Source organism: Enterovibrio sp. QJM3NY_24, assembly GCF_057786035.1.
This window is the reverse complement of record NZ_CM173519.1, coordinates 2,696,089-2,717,907: the sequence shown is the minus strand read 5'-3', so window position 1 is coordinate 2,717,907 and position 21,819 is coordinate 2,696,089. Positions and strand designations below refer to the sequence as shown.

Annotated in this window: 25 protein-coding genes; 23 read left to right on the top strand and 2 right to left on the bottom strand. The window is 48.5% G+C overall.

Going from position 1 to position 21,819, the window contains the following annotated elements:
* The first annotated feature begins 5 nt into the window (after window positions 1-5).
* The 20 genes from fliL to AC3CIC_RS11850 all read left to right on the top strand — a co-directional run bounded on the left by fliL (window position 6) and on the right by AC3CIC_RS11850 (window position 18,538).
* Window positions 6-503: a flagellar basal body-associated protein FliL gene (fliL, locus tag AC3CIC_RS11945; protein WP_488514708.1), complete on the top strand. Its 498-nt coding sequence runs from the start codon at window positions 6-8 to the stop codon at window positions 501-503.
* Between the two features lie 7 nt (window positions 504-510).
* Entirely contained in the window at window positions 511-1,572 is a 1,062-nt protein-coding gene (gene fliM, locus AC3CIC_RS11940) for a flagellar motor switch protein FliM (protein WP_488514707.1), read from the top strand.
* A gap of 29 nt (window positions 1,573-1,601) precedes the next feature.
* Window positions 1,602-1,991 carry a flagellar motor switch protein FliN gene (gene fliN / locus AC3CIC_RS11935; protein WP_016960137.1) on the top strand — a complete coding sequence of 130 codons (390 nt, stop codon included), beginning with the start codon at window positions 1,602-1,604 and terminating at the stop codon, window positions 1,989-1,991.
* 168 nt (window positions 1,992-2,159) lie between these two features.
* Entirely contained in the window at window positions 2,160-2,549 is a 390-nt protein-coding gene (gene fliO / locus AC3CIC_RS11930; RefSeq protein ID WP_016960138.1) for a flagellar biosynthetic protein FliO, read from the top strand.
* Complete coding sequence (gene fliP, locus AC3CIC_RS11925) at window positions 2,539-3,375, top strand: flagellar type III secretion system pore protein FliP (RefSeq protein ID WP_017006211.1); 837 nt, start codon at window positions 2,539-2,541, stop codon at window positions 3,373-3,375. Before fliO ends, fliP begins: the two co-directional genes overlap by 11 nt.
* Before the next feature lie 9 nt (window positions 3,376-3,384).
* Window positions 3,385-3,654, top strand: coding sequence for a flagellar biosynthesis protein FliQ (gene fliQ / locus AC3CIC_RS11920; protein ID WP_016960140.1), 270 nt, complete (start codon window positions 3,385-3,387; stop codon window positions 3,652-3,654).
* Window positions 3,655-3,667: 13 nt separating this feature from the next.
* Entirely contained in the window at window positions 3,668-4,465 is a 798-nt protein-coding gene (gene fliR, locus AC3CIC_RS11915) for a flagellar biosynthetic protein FliR (RefSeq protein WP_016960141.1), read from the top strand.
* Window positions 4,465-5,598 carry a flagellar biosynthesis protein FlhB gene (gene flhB / locus AC3CIC_RS11910; RefSeq protein WP_488514706.1) on the top strand — a complete coding sequence of 378 codons (1,134 nt, stop codon included), beginning with the start codon at window positions 4,465-4,467 and terminating at the stop codon, window positions 5,596-5,598. The genes fliR and flhB overlap by 1 nt, the downstream gene beginning before the upstream one ends.
* Before the next feature lie 113 nt (window positions 5,599-5,711).
* The gene (gene flhA, locus AC3CIC_RS11905) at window positions 5,712-7,814 is read left to right on the top strand and encodes a flagellar biosynthesis protein FlhA (RefSeq protein WP_017004402.1); all 2,103 of its coding nucleotides are present in this window, start codon (window positions 5,712-5,714) and stop codon (window positions 7,812-7,814) included.
* A 31-nt stretch (window positions 7,815-7,845) separates the two neighbouring features.
* The gene (gene flhF, locus AC3CIC_RS11900) at window positions 7,846-9,516 is read left to right on the top strand and encodes a flagellar biosynthesis GTPase FlhF (RefSeq protein WP_488514705.1); all 1,671 of its coding nucleotides are present in this window, start codon (window positions 7,846-7,848) and stop codon (window positions 9,514-9,516) included.
* Entirely contained in the window at window positions 9,509-10,396 is an 888-nt protein-coding gene (locus AC3CIC_RS11895; RefSeq protein WP_016960145.1) for a MinD/ParA family protein, read from the top strand. Before flhF ends, AC3CIC_RS11895 begins: the two co-directional genes overlap by 8 nt.
* Window positions 10,389-11,111 (top strand): RNA polymerase sigma factor FliA, encoded by a 723-nt coding sequence (locus AC3CIC_RS11890; protein ID WP_026023987.1) that lies wholly within the window; start codon window positions 10,389-10,391, stop codon window positions 11,109-11,111. Before AC3CIC_RS11895 ends, AC3CIC_RS11890 begins: the two co-directional genes overlap by 8 nt.
* Before the next feature lie 49 nt (window positions 11,112-11,160).
* A complete protein-coding gene (cheY, locus tag AC3CIC_RS11885) occupies window positions 11,161-11,529 on the top strand; it encodes a chemotaxis response regulator CheY (RefSeq protein WP_016960147.1) in 369 nt (122 codons plus the stop codon).
* 35 nt (window positions 11,530-11,564) lie between these two features.
* The gene (locus tag AC3CIC_RS11880) at window positions 11,565-12,296 is read left to right on the top strand and encodes a protein phosphatase CheZ (protein ID WP_371733513.1); all 732 of its coding nucleotides are present in this window, start codon (window positions 11,565-11,567) and stop codon (window positions 12,294-12,296) included.
* A 9-nt stretch (window positions 12,297-12,305) separates the two neighbouring features.
* Window positions 12,306-14,471 (top strand): chemotaxis protein CheA, encoded by a 2,166-nt coding sequence (locus AC3CIC_RS11875; RefSeq protein WP_488514704.1) that lies wholly within the window; start codon window positions 12,306-12,308, stop codon window positions 14,469-14,471.
* Between the two features lie 17 nt (window positions 14,472-14,488).
* Window positions 14,489-15,643, top strand: coding sequence for a protein-glutamate methylesterase/protein-glutamine glutaminase (locus AC3CIC_RS11870; RefSeq protein ID WP_488514703.1), 1,155 nt, complete (start codon window positions 14,489-14,491; stop codon window positions 15,641-15,643).
* 9 nt (window positions 15,644-15,652) lie between these two features.
* Complete coding sequence (locus AC3CIC_RS11865; RefSeq protein ID WP_016960151.1) at window positions 15,653-16,432, top strand: ParA family protein; 780 nt, start codon at window positions 15,653-15,655, stop codon at window positions 16,430-16,432.
* The gene (locus AC3CIC_RS11860; protein ID WP_488514702.1) at window positions 16,422-17,591 is read left to right on the top strand and encodes a chemotaxis protein CheW; all 1,170 of its coding nucleotides are present in this window, start codon (window positions 16,422-16,424) and stop codon (window positions 17,589-17,591) included. The genes AC3CIC_RS11865 and AC3CIC_RS11860 overlap by 11 nt, the downstream gene beginning before the upstream one ends.
* Before the next feature lie 33 nt (window positions 17,592-17,624).
* Window positions 17,625-18,113, top strand: coding sequence for a chemotaxis protein CheW (locus AC3CIC_RS11855; RefSeq protein ID WP_016960153.1), 489 nt, complete (start codon window positions 17,625-17,627; stop codon window positions 18,111-18,113).
* On the top strand, window positions 18,113-18,538 hold the full coding sequence (locus AC3CIC_RS11850; protein ID WP_016960154.1) for a DUF2802 domain-containing protein: 426 nt from the start codon (window positions 18,113-18,115) through the stop codon (window positions 18,536-18,538). The genes AC3CIC_RS11855 and AC3CIC_RS11850 overlap by 1 nt, the downstream gene beginning before the upstream one ends.
* 33 nt (window positions 18,539-18,571) lie before the next feature.
* On the opposite strand, the gene AC3CIC_RS11845 is transcribed toward AC3CIC_RS11850, so the two are convergent.
* Together AC3CIC_RS11845 and AC3CIC_RS11840 are read right to left on the bottom strand one after the other, a co-directional pair.
* Window positions 18,572-18,865 carry an EscU/YscU/HrcU family type III secretion system export apparatus switch protein gene (locus AC3CIC_RS11845; protein WP_488514701.1) on the bottom strand — a complete coding sequence of 98 codons (294 nt, stop codon included), beginning with the start codon at window positions 18,863-18,865 and terminating at the stop codon, window positions 18,572-18,574.
* A complete protein-coding gene (locus AC3CIC_RS11840; RefSeq protein ID WP_488514700.1) occupies window positions 18,862-19,641 on the bottom strand; it encodes a flagellar hook-length control protein FliK in 780 nt (259 codons plus the stop codon). Before AC3CIC_RS11840 ends, AC3CIC_RS11845 begins: the two co-directional genes overlap by 4 nt.
* 122 nt (window positions 19,642-19,763) lie before the next feature.
* Between AC3CIC_RS11840 and ccmA the strand changes: the two genes are divergently transcribed.
* From ccmA to AC3CIC_RS11825, 3 genes are read left to right on the top strand one after another with little or no spacing between them, the layout of a single operon-like run.
* A complete protein-coding gene (gene ccmA / locus AC3CIC_RS11835) occupies window positions 19,764-20,378 on the top strand; it encodes a cytochrome c biogenesis heme-transporting ATPase CcmA (RefSeq protein ID WP_488514699.1) in 615 nt (204 codons plus the stop codon).
* Entirely contained in the window at window positions 20,378-21,046 is a 669-nt protein-coding gene (ccmB, locus tag AC3CIC_RS11830; RefSeq protein WP_016960158.1) for a heme exporter protein CcmB, read from the top strand. The genes ccmA and ccmB overlap by 1 nt, the downstream gene beginning before the upstream one ends.
* Window positions 21,047-21,081: 35 nt before the next feature.
* Entirely contained in the window at window positions 21,082-21,819 is a 738-nt protein-coding gene (locus AC3CIC_RS11825) for a heme ABC transporter permease (RefSeq protein WP_394210693.1), read from the top strand.

The following is a 21,819-nucleotide window of genomic DNA, read 5'->3' as shown; positions in this document are numbered from 1 at the left end:
GAGTCATGGCAGACGAAGATATCGAAGCAGGCGGTGGTGGTGGTAAAAAGAAACTGATTATTATTATCGTCGCGGTATTGGTGTTGTTAGGCGGTGGTGCTGGTGCTTTTTTATTCCTCATGGGAGGAGATAATAGCGCGGCACAAGAAGATATCGTGATTGAAGAAGCCGAACCGGTGAATCTTCAGGCAATTTATGTCACCTTGCAGCAGCCGTTTGTGTTCAACGTGACAGGAGACATGCAACAGAGATTGGTGCAAGTGAATGTCCAGCTGATGGTGCGTGGCGATAGAAATGAAACTATGGCGAAACAGAATTTGCCTCTGGTTGAGCACAGTCTCCTGACGACATTTGGGGCTGCAACCGTGGAACAACTTCGTACGCCGCAAGGACAAGTGGAAGTCCGAAAACAAGCAGTCGACACTGTTCAGGCTGCAATGGAAAAAGTCACCGGCAAAACTGTGGTTGAGCGGGTGTTGTTTACTGGCTTTGTAATGCAATAGGTGCAATGTGACCGATCTACTCAGTCAAGACGAAATTGATGCGCTTCTCCATGGTGTGGACGATGTAGAAGACGATGAACCCGAAGCGGGTGGTGGAGGCGATATTGCTTCTGCTTCCAACTTCGACTTCTCATCGCAAGACCGCATTGTCCGTGGGCGAATGCCCACACTGGAGCTGATTAACGAGCGTTTCGCGCGACATATGCGGATCAGCTTGTTCAACATGCTGCGTAAAAGTGCTGAAGTGTCGATTAACGGCGTTCAGATGGTGAAGTTTGGCGAATACCAAAACACCTTGTTTGTCCCCACCAGTTTGAACATGGTGCGCTTCCGTCCGCTTAAAGGCACGTCGTTAGTGACTATGGAAGCGAGACTGGTGTTTATCTTGGTGGAGAATTTCTTCGGCGGTGATGGTCGATTCCACGCCCGTATCGAAGGCCGTGAGTTTACACCCACGGAGCGTCGAGTGATTCAAATGCTATTGAAGCTGGTATTTGAAGATTACAAAGACGCGTGGGCGCCAGTGATGAAAGTCGAGTTTGAGTATCTCGACTCCGAAGTAAACCCGGCAATGGCGAACATTGTGAGCCCAACAGAAGTGATTGTTGTAAGCTCCTTCCACATTGAATTGGATGGTGGCGGTGGTGATTTCCACGTGGTGATGCCGTATTCCATGGTGGAGCCGATACGTGAATTACTTGATGCGGGTATCCAAAGTGACAAGATGGATACGGACCTTCGTTGGTCAAAAGCATTGCAAGATGAAGTGATGGATGTGGAAGTGGAGTTAACAGCGAAGCTGCTGGAAACCCAACTCTCTTTACGTGATTTGATGGAATTGGAAGTCGGGGATGTCATTCCGGTGAAAATGCCTGATGCCTGCACCGTTTTCGTTGAAGATTTGCCGACGTTCCGCGGGAAAATGGGACAAGCTAACGACAATCTTGCCATCAAAATCAGCGAAAAATTGAAACGCCCTGAAGTGGCGAAAAGCGACATCGTGCTGTTGGAAGAAGACATGTCAGATTTTGAGCATGCTGAAAACGGCAGAATTAACCACGATGAATAACACTGACAAACACGATGTGGTAGATAATCATGAGTGATGTAGAAGACGATTGGGCTGCGGCGCTTGCCGAACAGGCAGAAGTCGAAGGTGGGGATGACGTTCAAACGGCACCACTGGATGAATTGGTAGATGAAGCTCCGCCAATTAATGCCGATGAAGCCCGTAAGCTTGACGCTATTCTCGACATACCTGTCACCATTTCTATGGAAGTGGGGCGCACCAATATCAATATTCGTAACTTGCTGCAATTGAACCAAGGTTCGGTGGTGGAGTTGGATCGCCTCGCCGGTGAATCGCTGGATGTATTGGTGAATGGCACCTTGATTGCCCACGGCGAAGTGGTTGTGGTCAATGATAAGTTTGGTATTCGATTAACGGATGTGATCAGCCAGACAGAGCGTATCAAGAAACTGCGCTAACCGTTTTTTATTCGAACGGGTAATCGATCGCGATCGTACTGGCACGACCCCTGAATGCCATAAAAGATGCATAGAAAAAGCACGCCCCTAGTGGCGTGCTTTTTTTTCGGCCTGAATTTTGCTTAAACAAATAAATTGCTCAAAAAACGAATGTGAAGAAGAGAGAAAATGGCACACCTGCGACTGACTATATTGGGTTTACTTTTTACGCCAAGCGCGTTTGCAGCAACCTCAAACGGCCAAAATCTAGCCACAACCTTTGTTGCTCTGCTGGTGGTGATCGGTGTGATTTTTGGTTTGGCATGGGTGCTTAAGCGTATGCAAGTTCCTTCTTTGATGGGTGCTAAGTCAGGGCTCAAGGTCGTTAGCCAAATACCACTTGGACAAAAAGAGCGTGTTGTTGTGCTCGATGTTAACGGTGAACAAGTCTTGGTGGGGGTCACGCCGCATCAAATCACTTTATTGAAAACGTTGGATACGCCCATTGCTGCGCCAGAGCAAGGTCCGTCCTTTTCTTCTCAACTTAATCAAATTCTGAGAAAAAATGATGCGTCTTAAATCTGTCAGTGCCATTTTTCTGGCGCTTTGTTGTTTTATTGTCACACCGTATGCGTTCGCGCAAGAAGAGCCAGCCCCCGCGACTGAAACGGTGACAGAAACCCTGATCAGTGAGGCCGGTGAAGCCTCAATGATGCAAGCCACCAATGGAGGCGGTGGTATTCCAGCGCTGACCATGACGGTCAATCCCGATGGGGGAGAAGACTATTCGGTGACGCTGCAAATTCTGGCGCTCATGACCGCGCTTGGATTCTTACCAGCGATTGTGATTTTGATGACCTCATTTACCCGTATTGTGGTGGTGATGTCGATATTGCGTCAGGCCATGGGCTTGCAACAAACACCGTCGAATCAGGTCATCATTGGCATCGCCATGTTCCTCACCTTTTTTGTGATGTCACCTGTTATCGACCGAATGAATGTCACTGCCGTTCAGCCATACCTCAATGAAGAAATTAGTTCCCGCGAAGCATTTGACCTTGTGCAGATCCCGCTGAGAGAGTTCATGCTCAAGCAAACGCGAGTGAAAGACTTAGAAACCTTTGTGAGTATGTCCGGCTCGGATGCCACAGAGACTGAGCAAGTCCCAATGACAGTGTTGATCCCTGCGTTCATCACGTCAGAGCTGAAAACCGCATTCCAGATCGGGTTTATGTTATTCCTTCCTTTTTTGATCATCGATCTGGTTGTGGCATCTGTGTTGATGGCGATGGGTATGATGATGCTATCACCCATGATTGTGTCCTTGCCGTTTAAGCTCATGCTGTTTGTGCTGGTGGATGGGTGGAACCTCATCTTGTCCACATTAGCCGGCAGTTTTGGGTAGGAGTTCGTTATGGCACCAGAAGCGTTTGTTGAGCTGTTTCAAGATGCGTTGTACCTGATACTTGTCATGGTCTGCGCCATCATTATTCCGGGTCTTATCGTGGGTTTAATCGTGGCTGTGTTCCAAGCCGCCACCTCAATCAATGAGCAAACCTTGAGTTTCCTGCCGCGTCTGATTGCGACGCTGGTTGCTATGATGGTGTTTGGTCACTGGATGACACGAATGCTGATGGAGTATTTCATCCGTTTGGTGGAAGAAATCCCCACGCTGCTGTATTGACTGAGCATTCAGCATGGAATATCCCGCGCACATTATTCTTGAGTGGATGGCCCAGTTCTTTTGGCCGTTGACACGCATCTCCGCCATGATGATGACCATGACGTTCTTTGGTGCGCGTTTTGTTCCGGTGCGCGTACGTTTGTATCTATCACTTGCGATTACTTTTGCTGTGATGCCTGCCATTCCCCGTATTCCAGACACCGTAGAGCTAGTCTCTTTTGGTGGTTTTTTGGTGTTGGCTCAACAACTACTGATTGGCATCGCGATGGGTACGATTACCCAATATGTGATGCAAACCTTTGTGTTGCTTGGTCAGATAATCGGTATGCAGTCGAGCCTTGGCTTCGCTTCAATGGTTGATCCCGCTAACGGCCAAAACACGCCCTTACTGGGGCAGTTTTACCTGTTTATCGCAACCATGCTTTTCCTTTCTACCGATGGGCATTTACAAATGCTGAGTCTGGTGGTGATGAGTTTCAAAAGCTTACCCATTGGCGAAACGTTGCAATCTGCAGATTATCGGGCGCTGACTGATTGGTTTGGCATCATGTTCAGCGTGGCATTGGGCATGGCATTGGCGGGCATTATTGCCCTGCTGACGGTCAACATTTCCTTTGGTGTGATGACCCGTGCCGCGCCTCAGTTAAACATTTTCTCGCTCGGCTTTTCCTTTGCCTTGCTGGTTGGTTTGATGATTTGCATGTATTTGCTCAGCGGGATCTTACCGCATTATCTGAACCACTGGGATACGGGTGTGAATGCCATCTGTGACTTGATTCGTCTCGACTGTAATGTGAGTGGAGGTGCCTAATGGCAGAAAACGAAGGCCAAGAACGCACAGAAGACGCCACGCCCCGAAGGCGTGAGCAGGCGCGAGAAAAAGGTCAAGTACCGCGCTCAAGAGAACTGGCATCAGTCGCCGTATTGGTGATAGGTGCCATCGCACTCATGTGGTTTGGCGAAAGCGTAGGTGAAGCGCTGATGGAAACCATGCGTAAGTTTTTTACGCTGTCGCGAGAGGAAATCTTTGACGTCACCCAGTTAGGGAGGATTATTTACGGTGCGATATTTCACGTCACTTGGCCATTGGCTCAGGTGTTGCTGATGTTGTTCGTTGCCGGTTTAATTGGCGCATCCGCACTGGGTGGGGTGTCGTTCTCTTGGGAAGCCGCAAGGCCTAAACTCTCGAAAATGAGCCCACTTCAGGGGATCAAACGCATGTTTGGCATGCAGAGTATGGTGGAGTTACTCAAATCGATTTTGAAAGTAGCACTGGTAGCAGGTGTGGCGTTTTACCTGATGTGGTCCAGTATTGGTGATTTTTATCAGCTAAACGTTGAAATGTTCCCCACCAATTTGTATCACGCCCTAGATATCTTGCTGAATTTTGTGCTTCTCATTTGCTGTTCTTTACTGGTCGTTGTCGCGATTGATGTGCCGTTCCAGATTTGGCAGCACAACGATCAGCTAAAAATGACGAAACAAGAAATTAAAGATGAATACAAAGATACCGAAGGTAAACCTGAGGTTAAAGGGCGTATTCGTATGCTCCAACGTGAAATGGCACAGCGCCGCATGATGGCGGAAGTCCCGTCTGCTGACGTGGTGATCACCAACCCAGAGCACTATTCGGTCGCTCTTCGCTATGACAGTAAAATAGACCGTGCCCCAGTCGTGGTCGCCAAAGGTTCGGATTTTATGGCGATTAAAATTCGAGAAGTTGCCGCACAGCATGACATTAGCATTGTCCCTGCACCTCCGTTGGCCCGTGCTGTGTATTACAGCACGGAACTGGAAGACCAAATTCCTGACGGTTTGTTCGCGGCGGTGGCACAATTGCTGGCTTACGTGTTCCAGCTAAAGCAGTATCAAAAGGGGCGTGGACGTAAACCGACGTCGTTGGCGGACCAACAACTCCCTATACCGACAGAATTACGTCGCTAGTTGGTTGAAATACGCACAATTTTTAGCAATATGTTGATATTAAAGCCTAAAAAAGATGGTTCGTTTTTTGCTTAGTAGTAAATAGTGATTTAGCCTGAGACAACAAACGACCCATGAAGCTTTCGTTGCCGTACATCAATAAGGTGCAAGAAAAACTCCCGTTCAAGCTTGGCGTCATGCCTGCAGTGGGTGCGCCGATATTGGTGCTCTCAGCGCTGGCGATGGTGATTTTACCCGTACCCGCTTTCTTGCTCGACATGTTCTTCTCTTTCAATATCGCCTTGTCGCTTGTTGTCCTGCTGGTGACCATTTACACCCGTAGACCTCTCGATTTCGCTGCGTTTCCAACCGTACTTCTTATCGCCACATTGCTGCGCTTGGCGCTGAACGTTGCGTCAACGCGAGTGGTCTTGTTGCACGGTCATGAAGGACCGGGTGCTGCGGGTCAGGTTATTGACGCTTTTGGTTCGGTGGTGATTGGTGGTAACTACGCTGTTGGCCTCGTTGTCTTCCTGATTTTGATGATTATCAACTTCATGGTTGTTACCAAAGGTGCTGGCCGTATTTCCGAAGTGAGCGCGCGCTTTACCTTGGACGCATTGCCAGGTAAACAAATGGCGATTGATGCCGACTTGAATGCTGGATTGATCAACCAAGACCAAGCACGTACGCGTCGTTCGGAAGTCACAAAAGAAGCTGACTTCTACGGTTCGATGGACGGTGCGTCGAAATTCGTAAAAGGCGATGCTATCGCAGGTATTTTGATTCTGGCGATCAATATCATCGGCGGCTTGTCGATTGGTATGGTTCAGCATAACGTCAGCTTCTCCGATGCCATTGAAATCTATACGCTGCTTACCATCGGTGATGGTCTCGTCGCACAAATCCCATCGCTTTTGCTCTCTATTGGCGCCGCTATCATGGTGACGCGTCAAAACACAGACGAAGACATGGGACAACAAGTGGTGTTCCAGCTTGTTGAAAACCCTAAAGCACTGATCATCGCGACGGGAATTTTGACCGTGATGGGCGTGGTGCCAGGTATGCCACATTTTCCTTTCCTGTCGTTGGCACTTGTTTGCGGTGGTTTTGCGTATTGGAAAACGCAACAGCGTGACAATGCTAAGAAGGCGGCAGAAGAAACGCCTAAACAAGATTTGGTCAAACCTAAACCGAAAGAGTTGTCGTGGGATGACGTACAACCCGTTGATGTTATTGGCTTAGAAGTAGGCTATCGCTTAATTCCTATGGTTGACCGAGACCAAGGTGGTGAGCTACTCGACCGTGTGAAAGGCGTGCGTAAAAAGCTGTCGCAGGATTTTGGTTTTCTCATCCCCCCTGTACATATTCGCGATAATCTCGAACTGCCACCTAACAGTTACCGCATTACCTTGATGGGCGTGGCTGTCGGTGAAGCCGATATTCGACCTGACAAAGAGTTGGCGATTAACCCAGGGCAAGTGTTTGGCCCGATTGAAGGCGAACCTACTGTTGACCCTGCATTCAACCTTGAAGCGGTTTGGATTGATAAATCTCAGCGTGAGCATGCGCAAGCGCTGGGTTATACCGTGGTTGATTCCGCCACGGTACTCGCGACACACTTAAGTCAGATGCTGACTAACAACGCAGAGCGTTTGTTGGGTCACGAAGAAGCACAAAATCTTATCGACATGCTGGCCAAGCAGGCGCCTCGTTTGGTTGAAGGGTTGATCCCCGACCTTGTGTCGCTGGGTGCGGTCGTGAAAGTGATGCAGAACTTGCTTAATGAAGCCATTCCTATTCGTGACGTTAGAACCATCATTCAGACACTCTCTGAGTACGCGCCGAAGAGTCAAGATCCTGACATTTTGACGGCCGCAGTGCGCATTTCGCTCAAGCGATTAATCGTACAAGAAATCAATGGTATAGAGCCTGAGTTGCCAGTGATTACGTTGGTTCCTGAGTTGGAACAGATATTGCATAAAACTATGCAGGCATCAGGTGGCGAGTCCACAGGTATAGAACCAGGGCTTGCTGAGCGATTGCAGCAAAGCTTGTCAGAGGCAACGCAGCAGCAGGAACTTCAGGGTGAACCCGCAGTATTGCTAACCTCAGGCGTTCTTCGCTCCACCTTAGCCAAGTTTGTTAAGAACACGATTCCGTCATTGCGCGTTCTGTCTTATCAGGAAGTGCCAGACGAAAAACAAATAAGAATTGTAAGAGCGGTTGGCAACTGATGCCGTGCATCAGTAAATCAGGACAACGATTTTGAAAATTAAACGATTTTTTGCCAAAGACATGCGTACAGCATTAGCCGAAGTGAAAGAAGCACTCGGCGCGGATGCGGTCATCATGTCGAACAAGAAAGTGACCGGCGGTGTCGAAATCGTGGCGGCTGTTGATACTGAAACGCCAACTCGTGATGTACGCAAGGAAGCCGCAAAAACACAAATGGCACAGAGTATGGATCGCGCTCAACAGCCTCGTCGCGTTGCTGATGACAAAGTCCATCTCCGACGTGACATCAACAAAGAAGCGGCCAGAAAACCATTAGGTGGTGCTCTTGGTAGCAAGTTTTCAAGCTTGCTGGATCGTTACCAGTCACAATTGCCAGACAATGAGCGTCTTGAAGAGCCTGAACCGGAAGTTGATTCACTCAGTGCTTTGCTTGCTCGTCAGAGTGACGTACGTCGTCGTGAAACAGAAGCAGCTTACGGCGCAGCGCAGCAGTCACTTCGTCGCCCCAATGGTGTTCAAGGCAACAATGCTCAAAAAGGCAATGCTCAAAATGGCAATGCGAAGGGCGGCAATGCAGGTGGTCAAGGCTACAGCTCAACAACGGCTCGAAGCAACCAGCAAGCCAAAGGTCAGGAACTCGATCGCCTATATCGTCAAAAACGTGACGACATGGAGCGCCGTGACCCAAGAACCGGTGCGCGTCAGGAAAATCGTCTTGACGACACTCGCAAAGAATTACGTAAGCCAGCGCCTCGACAACCGGACGAAATGGAATCGATGCGTAAAGAAATGGCAACAATTCGGAGCCTGTTGGAGCACCAATTATCAGGCTTAATGTGGCAAGAAGTTGAGCGTAAAGAGCCGCTTCGCGCCATGTTAATTAAACGACTCGAAAAAATGGGGATTTCACCCGTGCTGGCTGACCAGTTAGCAGGGTATATTCCGGAAGATACCGCACCGAATGAAGCTTGGTCAGAGTTGCTAGAACTTGTGGCAGATCAAGTGATTACTTCAAGCGAAAACCTATTGGAAACCGGTGGCGTCATTGCTCTTTTAGGGCCTACAGGCGTAGGGAAAACCACCACGATCGCGAAACTTGCGGCAAGGGCGGCAATGGACTTGGACCCAGAAGAAATAGCACTGGTGACAACAGATACATTTCGTATCGGCGCACACGAGCAACTTGCGACTTACGGCAGAATTTTAGGCTGTCCTGTAAAAGTTGCTAAAGATGCAGACACACTGGCCGATATTCTGTATCAGTTACGTCATCGTCGACTGATCCTCTTGGATACCGCAGGCATGGGCCAGCGTGATCTGAGGCTCTCAGAACAACTTGATACTCTGATCCAAAGTAGTGGTTCCCATATCCGAAGCTTACTTGTCTTACCCGCCACCTCACAGCGTCGCGTGTTACAAGAGACCATTGACCATTTTCGACGCATTCCCCTATCAGGGTGTGTGCTGACAAAATTGGATGAATCTCTCAGCCTAGGGGAGTTACTGAGCGTGACCATCGAAAATGCGCTTCCAGTGACTTATCTTGCTGACGGGCAACGAGTGCCAGAAGACATTCGTCATGCCAGTGGAAGATACCTGGTCAACAGGGCAAGTGAACTGATGGATCAAGATTCAGAGCAGCAAAACCATTTCTGGAGTCATGATGTACCAGAGTCGAATGCGGCGGACTTTTATGATTGAGACAACCATGCATGATCAAGCAAGCGGCCTCCGCCGTATGACAAACCCGACTCGCACCAAAGTGATCACCGTAACGGGTGGCAAAGGTGGCGTGGGCAAAACCAATATTACCTTGGGTATCGGCATGGCAATGGCGAAGCAAGGTAAAAAAGTCATGGTGTTGGATGCTGACTTGGGTTTGGCGAATATTGACGTGCTCTTGGGAATACGTGTAGGAAAAAACCTAAGCCATGTTATGCAAGGTGTCTGTGACCTTAAAGACATTATTGTAGAAGGGCCTCATGGCTTAAAGATTATTCCTGCGTCATCGGGAATGCGAGGCATGACAGAACTGTCAACGGCGCAACACGCGGGCCTTATTCGTGCGTTTGGTACCTTAGACGAAGAGGTGGATGTACTGCTTGTCGATACGGCAGCGGGTATTTCTGACATGGTGCTTAGCTTTTCACGAGCGGCGCAAGATGTACTGATTGTGGTGTGTGATGAGCCAACATCCATCACTGATGCCTACGCATTAATCAAGCTGCTAAGCCGTGAACATGGCGTTACTCGCTTCAAAATTGTGGCCAATATGGTGCGCAGTTATCGAGAAGGTCGCGATTTATTTACAAAATTAACGCGTGTAACAGAAAGATTTTTAAATGCTAATCTAGAATTAGTAGCATGTGTTCCATTAGATGAACGGGTGCGACAGTCTGTGAAGAAGCAAAAAGTGGTTGTGGATGCGTTTCCTCAATCGCCTGCAGCCCTCGCTTTGAATGCACTTGCGAACAAAGCGCTGACCTGGCCAGTACCTCGAAACCCAGGTGGGCATTTGGAGTTTTTTGTCGAGAGACTTCTTGTACGCGATGAAGCGGCAGGAGACTATCTCGGTGAATAGAGCGCTCACCTACAGCAGGACAGGAGCCTCAACGGAAACAGTGTTTGAGCAATATTCAACGCTAGTAAAGCGTATTGCTCATCATCTGGTTTCTCGTTTGCCCCCTAATGTGCAGGTTGATGATTTGATTCAGGCGGGCATGATTGGCCTGTTAGAAGCGCAACAAAACTATGACGCCTCAAAAGGGGCGAGTTTTGAAACCTATGCCGGGATCCGAATTCGTGGTGCCATGTTAGATGACATCCGAAAAGGTGACTGGGTTCCACGCTCTGTGCACAGAAACAACCGCCAGATCAGCGAAGTCATTTCGCAACTGGAAGGCGAGTTAGGACGAGATCCTAACGACAAAGAAATTGCGAAACGTTTGGGTATGAGCCTTGACCAGTATTATCAGATCCAAAATGATATCAATGCTGGGCGACTAATTGGTATCGAAGATCTAGGCGTTTCAGAAGATGCTTTCGTGACAGAAAAGCATCGCGAAGAGAACCTTCCCTTTGAGGAAGTCGCAGAAGATAGCTTTAAGGCGCACCTAGCTAAAGCCATCAAAGGACTCCCTGAAAGAGAAGCTTTGGTACTCTCTCTCTATTACGACGAGGAACTTAACCTCAAGGAGATTGGTGCCATTATCGGGGTCAGTGAATCCCGAGTTTGCCAGATTCAAAATCAGGCAATGCAGCGGTTACGGACCAAGCTAACTGCTTGGTCAAAGTAAGTTTTTATAATTATAAGGGACCTCACCGGAGGCAACTTTGGATACAAATATGAAAATCCTCATTGTTGATGACTTCTCAACAATGCGACGTATAGTTAAAAACCTCCTTCGTGATCTGGGTTTCAACAACACCGTTGAAGCAGATGACGGCTTAACAGCACTGCCTATTCTCAAGAAAGGTGGTATTGAATTTGTCGTCACTGACTGGAACATGCCGGGAATGCAGGGCATTGATCTGCTCAAAAATATTCGTGCTGATGCTGATCTTAAGCATTTGCCAGTATTGATGATCACAGCAGAAGCCAAGCGTGAACAAATCGTAGAAGCGGCTCAAGCGGGCGTTAATGGCTATATTGTTAAGCCATTCACTGCAGCAACGCTGAAAGAGAAGCTGGACAAGATTTTCGAACGCATGTGATTTGCTTCTTCGCGCAGTGAAGGATTATTAAAATAATGATAACACTCGACCAAGCTAAAGAATTGGTCAGTTTGCTAGAAGAAGGGAATCAGGAAGGCGCGAACGAGTTGTTGGCCAAATTGACCGGCGACCCGCGTAATCCGCTCTTCAATGAGGTTGGGAAACTGACACGGCAACTGCACGATTCGCTCTCTAATTTTCGCTTGGATCCGCGCGTCAATGATCTCGCTACTAGCGAGATTCCTGATGCAAAAGATCGCCTTAACTTTGTTATGGAAAAAACGGAAATCGCTGCAAACCGAACCATGGATGCAGTGGAAGCGACGTTACCTATCGCCGATAACCTTCAAGATTGTCTCTCTCAGGTTAGACCTCAGTGGAACAATCTCATGGGAGGGCGGATTGACCTCTTAAATTTCAAAGAGTTGTGTCATCAAATCGATGGTTTGCTGACACAGGTCGAAGGTGATACCACCAAATTACACAGTCAACTGACTGAGATTTTGATGGCGCAAGATTTCCAAGATATTACGGGGCAAGTTATTCGTCGCGTTATAGATTTGGTTCAAGAAGTCGAAAAACAACTGGTCGAAATCCTGACAGCATTTGGGTTGGATGATGAACAGGAACAATTAGAACCAGAAACAGTACAACAATCTGGCATCGAGGCTGAAGGTCCCGTCGTCACTGAGGAACAGCGTCAAGAGAAAAATGTGATGCAGAGTCAGGATGATGTGGACGATTTACTTTCAAGTCTTGGCTTTTAGGGGGGCGTTATGAGCTTTGAAATGGATGAAGAAATCCTGCAGGACTTTTTGATCGAAGCAGGGGAAATTCTGGAACTATTGTCTGAACAGCTTGTGGATCTGGAAAAAACGCCAGAAGACCGCAATTTGTTGAACGCAATTTTCCGTGGGTTTCACACGGTTAAAGGTGGTGCAGGCTTTTTGTCACTCACTGAGCTGGTAGATACCTGCCACGGTGCCGAAAACATCTTTGATAACCTTCGTAATGGTGGCCGTGAAATAAACGCAGAAGTGATGGATATCATCCTTCAAGCGCTTGATACTGTTAATGAACAGTTTGCTTGTGTTCAACAAAGTGAGCCAGCACCAGCGGCTAATCCAGAATTGTTGGCTGCATTGCACAAATACAGCAGACCAGCTTCTGAAGACGAAGCGACTGAAGCTGTTGCACCCGAGCCCGAACCAGAACCTGAACCTGAACCTGAAATCGTCGAAACGCCATCTGGCGGCGATGCGATTGCGGGCGACTCTGTTGACGAAATAACAGACGATGAGTTTGACCGTTTACTCGATCAACTTCATGGTAAAGGCCAATCGCCAACGGCGGGTGATTCTGAAGCAGCCGCCCCCGCTGGCCCCGCTGCCCCTGCTGCCTCGTCTGGCAGTGGCGACATGACCGACGATGAATTCGATAAATTATTGGATGATTTACACGGTTCAGGTAAAGGCCCAGCCCTTGATGATGACACTGCACAAGCCTCTCCTCCGCCTCAAAATTCAGCGGTAGAAAGTCCAAGCAGTGATGAAATCAGTGATGATGAATTCGAAAAATTATTAGACGACTTACACGGTAAAGGCAAAAGCCCTATCGAAAATGACGTGTCTAATGATAAGCCCGCACCGGCTGCGGCAGCACCAAAAGCGGCACCGGCTCCACCTCCTGCACCAAAAGCAGAAGCGCCAGCGGCGAAGCCGCCAGCACCAGTAGCGAAGCCGCCAGCTAAAGCTGAAGAGAAAAAAACACCGGTTCCACAGCCAGAGCAAACCGTTCGTGTTAACACGTCAACGCTCGACACCATTATGAACATGGTGGGTGAGCTGGTACTGGTGCGAAACCGCTTGGTCAGCCTAGGTGCAAACAGCGAAGATGAACACATGGCGAAAGCTGTGACAAATCTCGACGTTGTGACGGCTGATTTGCAGGGTGCAGTGATGCAAACCCGCATGCAACCGATCAAAAAGGTGTTTGGTCGTTTCCCACGCGTTGTTCGCGATTTAGCTCGTACTCTCAAAAAAGACATCGTGCTGGAAATGCGTGGTGAGGAAACCGACCTTGATAAAAACTTGGTTGAAGCACTGGCTGACCCAATGGTCCACTTGGTGCGTAACTCGGTTGACCATGGTATTGAAATGCCAGATATCCGTGAACAAAACGGCAAGTCTCGCGTTGGTACTATCACGTTAGCGGCATCGCAAGAAGGTGACCATATTTTGCTAACCATCGAAGATGATGGTGGCGGTATGGATGCAGAGAAACTTCGCGGTATCGCTGTGAACCGTGGTGTGATGGATGCTGACGCGGCAGCGCGTTTGACGGACGTCGAAGCGTTCAACCTAATTTTTGCGCCAGGCTTCTCAACCAAAACCGAGATTTCAGATATCTCCGGTCGTGGTGTGGGCATGGACGTGGTGAAAACAGCGATCACCCAACTTAATGGTACGATCTCTATTGATTCGGCCTTAGGTCGCGGGACAGTTATCTCGATCAAAGTGCCATTGACGCTGGCTATCCTGCCTACCTTGATGGTTGGTATTGGCAACAATCCGTTTGCATTCCCACTTTCTAATGTTAATGAAATCATTGGCTTGGATTTGTCGAGAACCAATACGATTGACGGTCAGTTAACCATCATTGTTCGTGAAAAAGCCATTCCATTGTTTTATCTCCAAGATTGGCTATGTAAGACGCGCGCAGAGGTCAGAGACAGCGGTCATGTTGTTGTTGTTCAGATGGGGCATCAGTCGGTTGCATTCGTTGTCGACTCCTTGATTGGACAAGAAGAAGTGGTTATCAAACCGTTGGATGAATTGTTGCAAGGAACGCCAGGAATGGCAGGTGCAACGATTACCAGTGATGGTCACATTGCATTGATTCTTGATGTGCCTAATCTGCTCAAGCGCTACGCTAGCCGATAATAATTTAAAGGAATAACATGGCAGTGAAAGTACTGGTGGTGGATGACTCGAGCTTTTTCCGCCGCCGAGTGAGTGAAATTATTAACGGGGATCCTCGTCTTGAGGTTATTGACTGTGCAGTCAATGGTAAAGAGGCTGTTGAAAAAGCCGCTAAGCTAAAACCCGATGTAATTACGATGGACATCGAAATGCCCGTGATGGACGGGATTACCGCAGTTCGTGAGATCATGCGGACCAATCCAACGCCAATTTTGATGTTCTCGTCACTGACGCATGATGGCGCCAAGGCAACGCTTGATGCACTGGATGCGGGTGCACTCGACTTCCTGCCGAAAAAATTTGAAGACATCGCGCGCAATAGAGATGAAGCGGTGGGTTTGTTGCAGCAACGTGTGAGCGAAATAGCGCGTAAGCGAACGTTCATGCGTCGTCCAGCGGTAACTTCAACCACGGTGACATCTTCGACAAGCACGGCCACTTCGCCCAGCTCAATTGCTAGGCCTGCTTCGGCTAGACCCTTAGCGGGCTCGACGCCTAACACTGCACCCGTTGCGCGCTCAGCGTCAACGGGGGGGCGATTCAAAGCCACTGGTAAGCGGTATCAGCTTACAGCGATTGGCACGTCGACGGGGGGCCCTGTAGCTCTGCAAAAAGTGCTCAGTGCTTTACCCGCGAATTTCCCAATGCCAATTCTTTTGATTCAGCATATGCCATCCACGTTTACTGCGGCCTTTGCGCAGCGTCTAAATGGCCTGTGTGAAATTTCAGTGAAAGAAGCGCAAGATGGCGAGCCGCTTAAAGCCGGTACGGCTTATCTTGCCCCCGGCGGCATGCAGATGATGATTGATGGACGTCCAGGTTCAACGCGTGTCAAAATCATCGATGGTGGCGATCGTATGAATTACAAACCGTGTGTCGATGTGACATTCGGTTCAGCTGCAAACGTGTACGGCGATAAAGTGCTGTCTATGGTACTCACCGGAATGGGTGCTGATGGTCGAGACGGTGCTAGAATGCTGAAACAACAAGGTTCAACCGTTTGGGCACAAGACGAAGACAGCTGTGTTGTCTATGGTATGCCGCAAGCCGTCGCGAAAGCAGGGATTTCAACAGAAGACCTGCCTCTAGATCGCATTGCCGAGCGTATCCTTGTTGAGCTCAATCTGGTTTAAGGAGCGGCTGTGATAGTCTGGAGCATTGCAAACCAGAAGGGTGGCGTAGGAAAAACAACCTCAACCATCACCCTTGCTGGGCTTCTCAGTGAAAGAAACAAACGTGTGTTGTTGATCGACACCGACCCACATGCGTCCCTGACAACGTATCTGAATTACGATTCGGATAAATTGCCACGTACGCTGTTTGATCTATTCCAATTACAGACTATCAATCGAGATACGGTCAAACCGCTCATTCTTAACACCGAATATAAAAACCTAGATCTGTTGCCCTCCCACATGTCTTTGGCGACATTGGACAGAGCAATGGGTAATCGAGGTGGCATGGGGTTGATGCTTAAAAAGACCTTAGCTTGCCTCGAAGAAGATTACGATTACGCACTGATCGATTGCCCGCCTATTTTGGGTGTGATGATGGTTAATGCCTTGGCTGCAAGCAATCGTATTCTAATACCAGTACAGACTGAGTTCTTGGCTATGAAAGGCTTGGAACGCATGATCCGTACCTTGCAGATCATGCAGAAATCTCGAAGCTCAGCCTTCAAAGTGTGCATTGTGCCTACCATGTACGACAAACGTACACGTGCTTCGCTGGAAACGTTGCAAGAGCTTAAAGTGCGTTATCCCGATCAAGTTTGGTCGTCAGCGGTGCCGATTGATACTAAATTCCGTGATGCCAGCTTAAAGCACATGCCGCCATCGTATTATGCGAAAAACTGTCGCGGCGTTTTTGCTTACAAAACGCTGCTCTCTTATTTGGAGCGACTGGAACAGGATGAAAGATAGCCGTGCCTTGTCCAGTGTTCAGGCGCTGGACGATTATTTTGATGCGCTGTTGGAAGACGATGTTCTGCCACAGTCGCAAGACACGGATGCGACCTCTCAGGTCGTTGACGCCGTAGCTTTGGTGCCTCAGCCTGCGGCGGTAGCGCCAACAGACACATTCAGTGGCGCGACACTCACGAAAGAAGAGCGTGATTTGTCGTCAGTGGAAAAACTCCTTAGTCAGCTTCAGCTTGAAGAAGACATGGAAGTTGAAGTCGAATTAGACGCAGACGGAGACGTCGATACACTGCTCGACGTTGATGCTGAAATTAGCACTGATACCGAGGTATTGGCTGACACTGACGTTAAGGCTGCAACTGACAACGATGTCGTTACTGACATAGATGTATTGACTAACGCCGACACAGTGCAAGATGTTGACGTGATGACCGATGTTGATGTCGCTATTGATATCTCAATTGAGGTTGAGAGCGTCGTCGAGGCTGATTTTGACGTAGAGATATCAACAGATGTGGCACTCGACACGGCCACGGTCAGTGTAGAACCCGATGTGGACATTGTCGTTGAAGACATCGTGATGGCACACGTCGAAGAGGTTGTTGCAGACGACATTGCGATTGAAGAGACTGTTGATGTTGAAACCAACGTTGACGTCGAACCGGAAGCGCAAGAAGACGAAGATATTGCGCCGCCTTGGCAAAACATTGCGTCTGAGTCTGCTTTCCAGGTTTTATTCTTTGAATCTTTTGGTGTTACCTATGCTGTGCCATTGGCCGAGCTGGGGGGGATTCATCGACTGGAAGACTGCAATCACCTTATCGGTCGACCTGACTGGTATTTGGGCTTGCAAACAGAGCGAGATCAGCAGCTCGACGTTGTGGATACGGCCATGTGGGTAATGCCGGAAAAAATAACAGATAACAACCATCGCGAAGGCTATAGTTATATTGTGATCTTGGGTGACAGCAAGTGGGGATTAGCTTGCAATACCCTACTAGGTACAGAGTCACTTAAGGGCGAACAAGTGCGATGGCGTGAACAAGCTGGCAAACGGCCTTGGTTGGCCGGGTTAGTCAAACAAAAGATGTGCGCATTGATTCACGTCGAAGCGCTGATTGCCATGCTAAATCAAGGTATAGATGCCAACGCGTTGGCGTAATTGACGCAGCACAGCACGTAAAGAGGAAAATAAATGGGTCAGGTAGCTGAAGTTCAAAAAGATAACGTGAATGACGAGGTCCTACAGTGGGTGACCTTCCAGCTGGAAGACGAAACCTACGGCATTAACGTCATGCAGGTTCGAGAAGTTTTACGCTATACCGAAATCGCGCCGGTACCGGGTGCACCAGACTATGTGCTGGGCATCATCAACCTTCGTGGTAACGTGGTTACGGTTATCGACACGCGTTCTCGCTTTGGTTTGATGCAAGGTGATGTCTCTGACAACACTCGCGTCATCGTGATTGAAGCTGAGTCGCAAGTGATTGGTATCATGGTCGATAGCGTGGCTGAGGTGGTTTACCTCAGAACTTCAGAAATCGATACCACGCCAAGCGTGGGTACCGATGAAAGTGCCAAGTTTATCCAAGGTGTTAGCAACCGCAATGGTAGCTTGCTGATCCTAGTTGACTTGAACAAACTGCTCTCTGACGATGAGTGGTCAGACATGGCCATGCTGTAATGCTTGACGTCGTGTTGCATTGGCTACCGCTCGGTGTGTCCATCACCGTAGCGGTGGTTGCATTCTTGCTACTACGTCGAGAGAAAAAAGCCCGATTGAATCTGGATGCCAAATTCCAGGCAATGGAGCTGCTATATAAAAACTCTCGCCAGCAGCATGAGAGCCTTTCAAAGCAATTCAATGAATTGCGTGCAGGTTCGATTGGCATGAGCCAGAAACTCGCCGAACTGTCCCAACGATTCGATGACTTGGTTGATAAGCAAAACGAGTTGGAAATGCACGATCCGGATGGTCGACTCTACAGTCGAGCAAGCAAGATGGTGGAGCTAGGTGCCGATATCCATGAGTTGATGGAAGAATGTGATCTTCCAAAAGCTGAGGCGGAACTTTTGCTTAGCATCAGAAAGCAACGGATGGTGAGGTAGTGCAGATGTCCTCTCTAGAATAGCAAACTACGGTCACACTGATTTGTTGACGACAGACCCTTCCCATCCGGGCGGGGTTTTTCCGTCTAAATACCACGCAAACGCGATCAGTTCTGCGATCACCAAGTACAATTGCTCTGGTATTTCATCGCCTACTTCCAATGCAGATAGCCAGTTCATCAAGGTTTCGTCGCTGTGCACCAAACCGCCGTTTTTCTCCATTTCCTCGATCAATTTTTCTGCCAACGCTTCATAGCCTTTCGCGCTAATTTGCGGTGCATTAATGCCATCATATCGAAGCGCCACCGCGCTTTTTGGTTTCTTCATACTTGAATGTTAACTCCGGCTTCTAGCGCGACAGGTTCGCAGTATTCGCTCATTTCTATTTTGCATTCAGACATACAAATTTGATGTTTATTCAGTTGTTTCTCTAAAGTCGGCAGGGCATGCTCGAGTTTCTTATGTAACGCTGGGGAATCCGTGGTTAGCGTGAGCGACAACGATTTTTCTTCTAACTCTGCGGTGGCGGTGAGGTGACGGTTTTTTGACAATGTGAGGTTAACTGTCACGCTCCAACGAGATTTTTTCCGTTTACCCAAGGTCTTCTTTTTGGCGGTGATGCGAACCGGTGTTGGTGTTAAATGGCTAAGAGGAAATAACCAGTGGTGCTCATTGGCTTTATTGCCGTCTTGCAAACGTTGCTCGGTTACCAGCATAAGTAGTGCTTTAAGCTTGCCACTGCCTTCGTCGTCCGCTCCCGACGTGATGAGTCGCAATGCATCAAGAAGCGCTTTGTCCGATTGCCGTTCAGCCAACCATTTTGCTGCAAGCTCTGGTGTGCTTGGCATGACGAGTGCTTTTAATAGAGTACTCACAGCGTGCGCTCTTGGCGTATTTCCTGGCAAAGAGGAGGTTGGCGAGGAAAGTAAAAGAGGGAATAAATTGATCAGTCTTAGAACTTGAGCAAGTTGCGAAGATAGTGGTTGAGGGGGGGAACTCATGCCCGTTTTGTCTTGTCCCACCTGCAACAGTTTTCCCTGAAGTTTACTTTGGATATTCTCAAGCGTTAATACGTTGATGTTACTGGCGTTATCTATTTTCATATTTACTCACAATTATTAACGCATGGCGGACAAGAGCGGGATCGCGCCGCTAACGGTATTAAAAACCTCTATGTTATTATCGGGCAAATTTTTGAATACTTTATCGGGAACATTGATTTCTCATGTTGGAAGTACGTCAACTCAACAGTATTCGTGATGAACGAGTATTGTTCGAAGACCTTTGCTTTACAGTGTCGCCTGGCGAACTTGTACAGATAGAAGGCCCAAATGGTGCGGGCAAAACCACCTTACTGCGAATTATTGCAGGGTTGGGATTGGCTGAATCAGGCGATGTGCTTTGGCAAGGAAAATCAGTGACCAAAGCACGTGAAGCGTTTTACAGCAATCTATTGTTTTTGGGGCACAGCACAGGCGTAAAGCGTGAACTGACTGCTTTTGAAAATCTGGCGTTTTATCAAAAGATGCATGGTGAAACCGATGAAGCAGCGCTTTGGGATGCGTTAGCCCGTGTGGGTTTGGCCGGTCGAGAAGATGTCACTGCTGCGCAGCTCTCCGCGGGACAAAACCGAAGAGTTGCATTGGCAAGACTGTGGATTAGCAAATCTCCGTTGTGGATACTGGATGAGCCGCTTACCGCGATCGATAAACAAGGCGTAAAAGTGCTGGAAAGTCTCTTTCAAAAGCATGTAGATGGCGGAGGGATGGTGTTGTTCACCACCCACCAAGATATGTTTGATGGAAATCCGTTACTGCGTCGCATTAAGTTGGGTGCGTAATGGGGGCGGCGATGTACCAAATTATTCGACGTGAACTGCTGATTGCCTATCGACGCCAGTCAGACATGTTAAATCCGTTATGGTTTTTCATCATTGTCATCACGCTTTTTCCATTAGGTATTGGACCTGGGCCAAACCTATTGGCAGAAATCGCGCCCGGCATTATCTGGGTGGCCGCGTTACTTGCTGCTGTGTTGTCACTTGAGCGTTTGTTTCGTGATGACTTTATTGATGGCTCACTAGAGCAAATGTTATTGATGCCAGAACCTTTGTCTGTATTGGCATTTGCTAAAATTGTTGCCCATTGGCTGCTAACAGGCTTGCCTTTGTTGATCATAAGTCCGCTATTGGCAGTATTACTTTCTTTAGATTGGGCGACTTACAAAGCGGTAGTGCTTACATTGTTATTAGGCACACCCACCTTGAGTTTTTTAGGGGCAATTGGTGTCGCGCTAACGGTAGGACTTCGTAAAGGAGGCGTGCTGTTAAGTCTTCTGGTGCTGCCTTTGTTTATACCAGTTTTGATCTTTGCAACGTCAGCGATTGAGATGGCTTCGAATGGATTTCCGATCAACGGTCAGCTTGCGATTCTAGGCGCAATGCTGGTGGGTTCGGCAACACTGATGCCATTTGCTGTGTCTGCAGCATTGCGTGTGAGCGTTCAATAATCCCATTTTTATGATTAATTAAGAGCGATAAAGTAATGTGGAAATGGCTTCATCCTTATGCCAAGCCTGAGGCAACCTACAAATTGTGTAATACGCTTTTTCCGTGGTTTGCAGTGTTGGCATTGTTGTCTTTGATGGCGGGTACTGTTTGGGGTTTGGCATTCGCTCCGGCTGATTATCAGCAAGGCGATAGCTTCCGAATTATTTACATTCATGTGCCTGCGGCCATATGGTCGATGGGTGCCTATATGTCGATGGCCATTGCTGCGTTTATTGGCATGGTGTGGCAAATCAAAACGTCTGATTGGGCTGCGGCGGCTATGGCACCTGTGGGCGCAGTGTTCACCTTTATTGCACTGGTCACAGGCGCAATATGGGGCAAACCGATGTGGGGGGCCTGGTGGGTATGGGATGCACGTCTAACGTCTGAACTCATTCTGTTGTTCTTGTATCTGGGTGTTATCGCGCTCTATAACGCGTTCGATGATGACCGCACCGCTGCTCGTGCCGCGGGTATTTTGGCGATGGTTGGCGTGATTAATCTGCCGATTATTCACTTCTCAGTAGAGTGGTGGAATACCCTGCATCAAGGCGCGACAATCACCAAGTTTGCCAAACCATCGATAGCCTCTGAGATGTTGTGGCCGTTGCTGCTTAACATACTTGGCTTTGCATTGTTCTTTGGTGCAGCGACCTTGATGGCGCTGAAAAACCAAATTTTACAACGAGAATCGCACCGTCCATGGGTCCGTGAATTGGTAGAGAGAGCATGA

Excerpts from the sequence above, each read along its gene's own strand:
- AC3CIC_RS11855 (WP_016960153.1), top strand. The coding sequence starts at position 17,625 with ATGGGTCAGGTAGCTGAAGTTCAAAAAGATAACGTGAATGACGAGGTC.
- AC3CIC_RS11825 (WP_394210693.1), top strand. The coding sequence starts at position 21,082 with ATGTGGAAATGGCTTCATCCTTATGCCAAGCCTGAGGCAACCTACAAA.
- flhB (WP_488514706.1), top strand. The coding sequence starts at position 4,465 with ATGGCAGAAAACGAAGGCCAAGAACGCACAGAAGACGCCACGCCCCGA.
- AC3CIC_RS11875 (WP_488514704.1), top strand. The coding sequence starts at position 12,306 with ATGAGCTTTGAAATGGATGAAGAAATCCTGCAGGACTTTTTGATCGAA.
- fliO (WP_016960138.1), top strand. The coding sequence starts at position 2,160 with ATGGCACACCTGCGACTGACTATATTGGGTTTACTTTTTACGCCAAGC.
- AC3CIC_RS11895 (WP_016960145.1), top strand. The coding sequence starts at position 9,509 with ATGATTGAGACAACCATGCATGATCAAGCAAGCGGCCTCCGCCGTATG.
- AC3CIC_RS11845 (WP_488514701.1), bottom strand. The coding sequence starts at position 18,865 with ATGAAGAAACCAAAAAGCGCGGTGGCGCTTCGATATGATGGCATTAAT.
- cheY (WP_016960147.1), top strand. The coding sequence starts at position 11,161 with ATGAAAATCCTCATTGTTGATGACTTCTCAACAATGCGACGTATAGTT.
- ccmA (WP_488514699.1), top strand. The coding sequence starts at position 19,764 with ATGTTGGAAGTACGTCAACTCAACAGTATTCGTGATGAACGAGTATTG.
- fliQ (WP_016960140.1), top strand. The coding sequence starts at position 3,385 with ATGGCACCAGAAGCGTTTGTTGAGCTGTTTCAAGATGCGTTGTACCTG.
- fliL (WP_488514708.1), top strand. The coding sequence starts at position 6 with ATGGCAGACGAAGATATCGAAGCAGGCGGTGGTGGTGGTAAAAAGAAA.
- fliP (WP_017006211.1), top strand. The coding sequence starts at position 2,539 with ATGCGTCTTAAATCTGTCAGTGCCATTTTTCTGGCGCTTTGTTGTTTT.
- AC3CIC_RS11880 (WP_371733513.1), top strand. The coding sequence starts at position 11,565 with ATGATAACACTCGACCAAGCTAAAGAATTGGTCAGTTTGCTAGAAGAA.
- AC3CIC_RS11840 (WP_488514700.1), bottom strand. The coding sequence starts at position 19,641 with ATGAAAATAGATAACGCCAGTAACATCAACGTATTAACGCTTGAGAAT.
- fliN (WP_016960137.1), top strand. The coding sequence starts at position 1,602 with ATGAGTGATGTAGAAGACGATTGGGCTGCGGCGCTTGCCGAACAGGCA.
- AC3CIC_RS11860 (WP_488514702.1), top strand. The coding sequence starts at position 16,422 with ATGAAAGATAGCCGTGCCTTGTCCAGTGTTCAGGCGCTGGACGATTAT.
- ccmB (WP_016960158.1), top strand. The coding sequence starts at position 20,378 with ATGGGGGCGGCGATGTACCAAATTATTCGACGTGAACTGCTGATTGCC.
- AC3CIC_RS11870 (WP_488514703.1), top strand. The coding sequence starts at position 14,489 with ATGGCAGTGAAAGTACTGGTGGTGGATGACTCGAGCTTTTTCCGCCGC.
- flhA (WP_017004402.1), top strand. The coding sequence starts at position 5,712 with ATGAAGCTTTCGTTGCCGTACATCAATAAGGTGCAAGAAAAACTCCCG.
- fliR (WP_016960141.1), top strand. The coding sequence starts at position 3,668 with ATGGAATATCCCGCGCACATTATTCTTGAGTGGATGGCCCAGTTCTTT.
- AC3CIC_RS11850 (WP_016960154.1), top strand. The coding sequence starts at position 18,113 with ATGCTTGACGTCGTGTTGCATTGGCTACCGCTCGGTGTGTCCATCACC.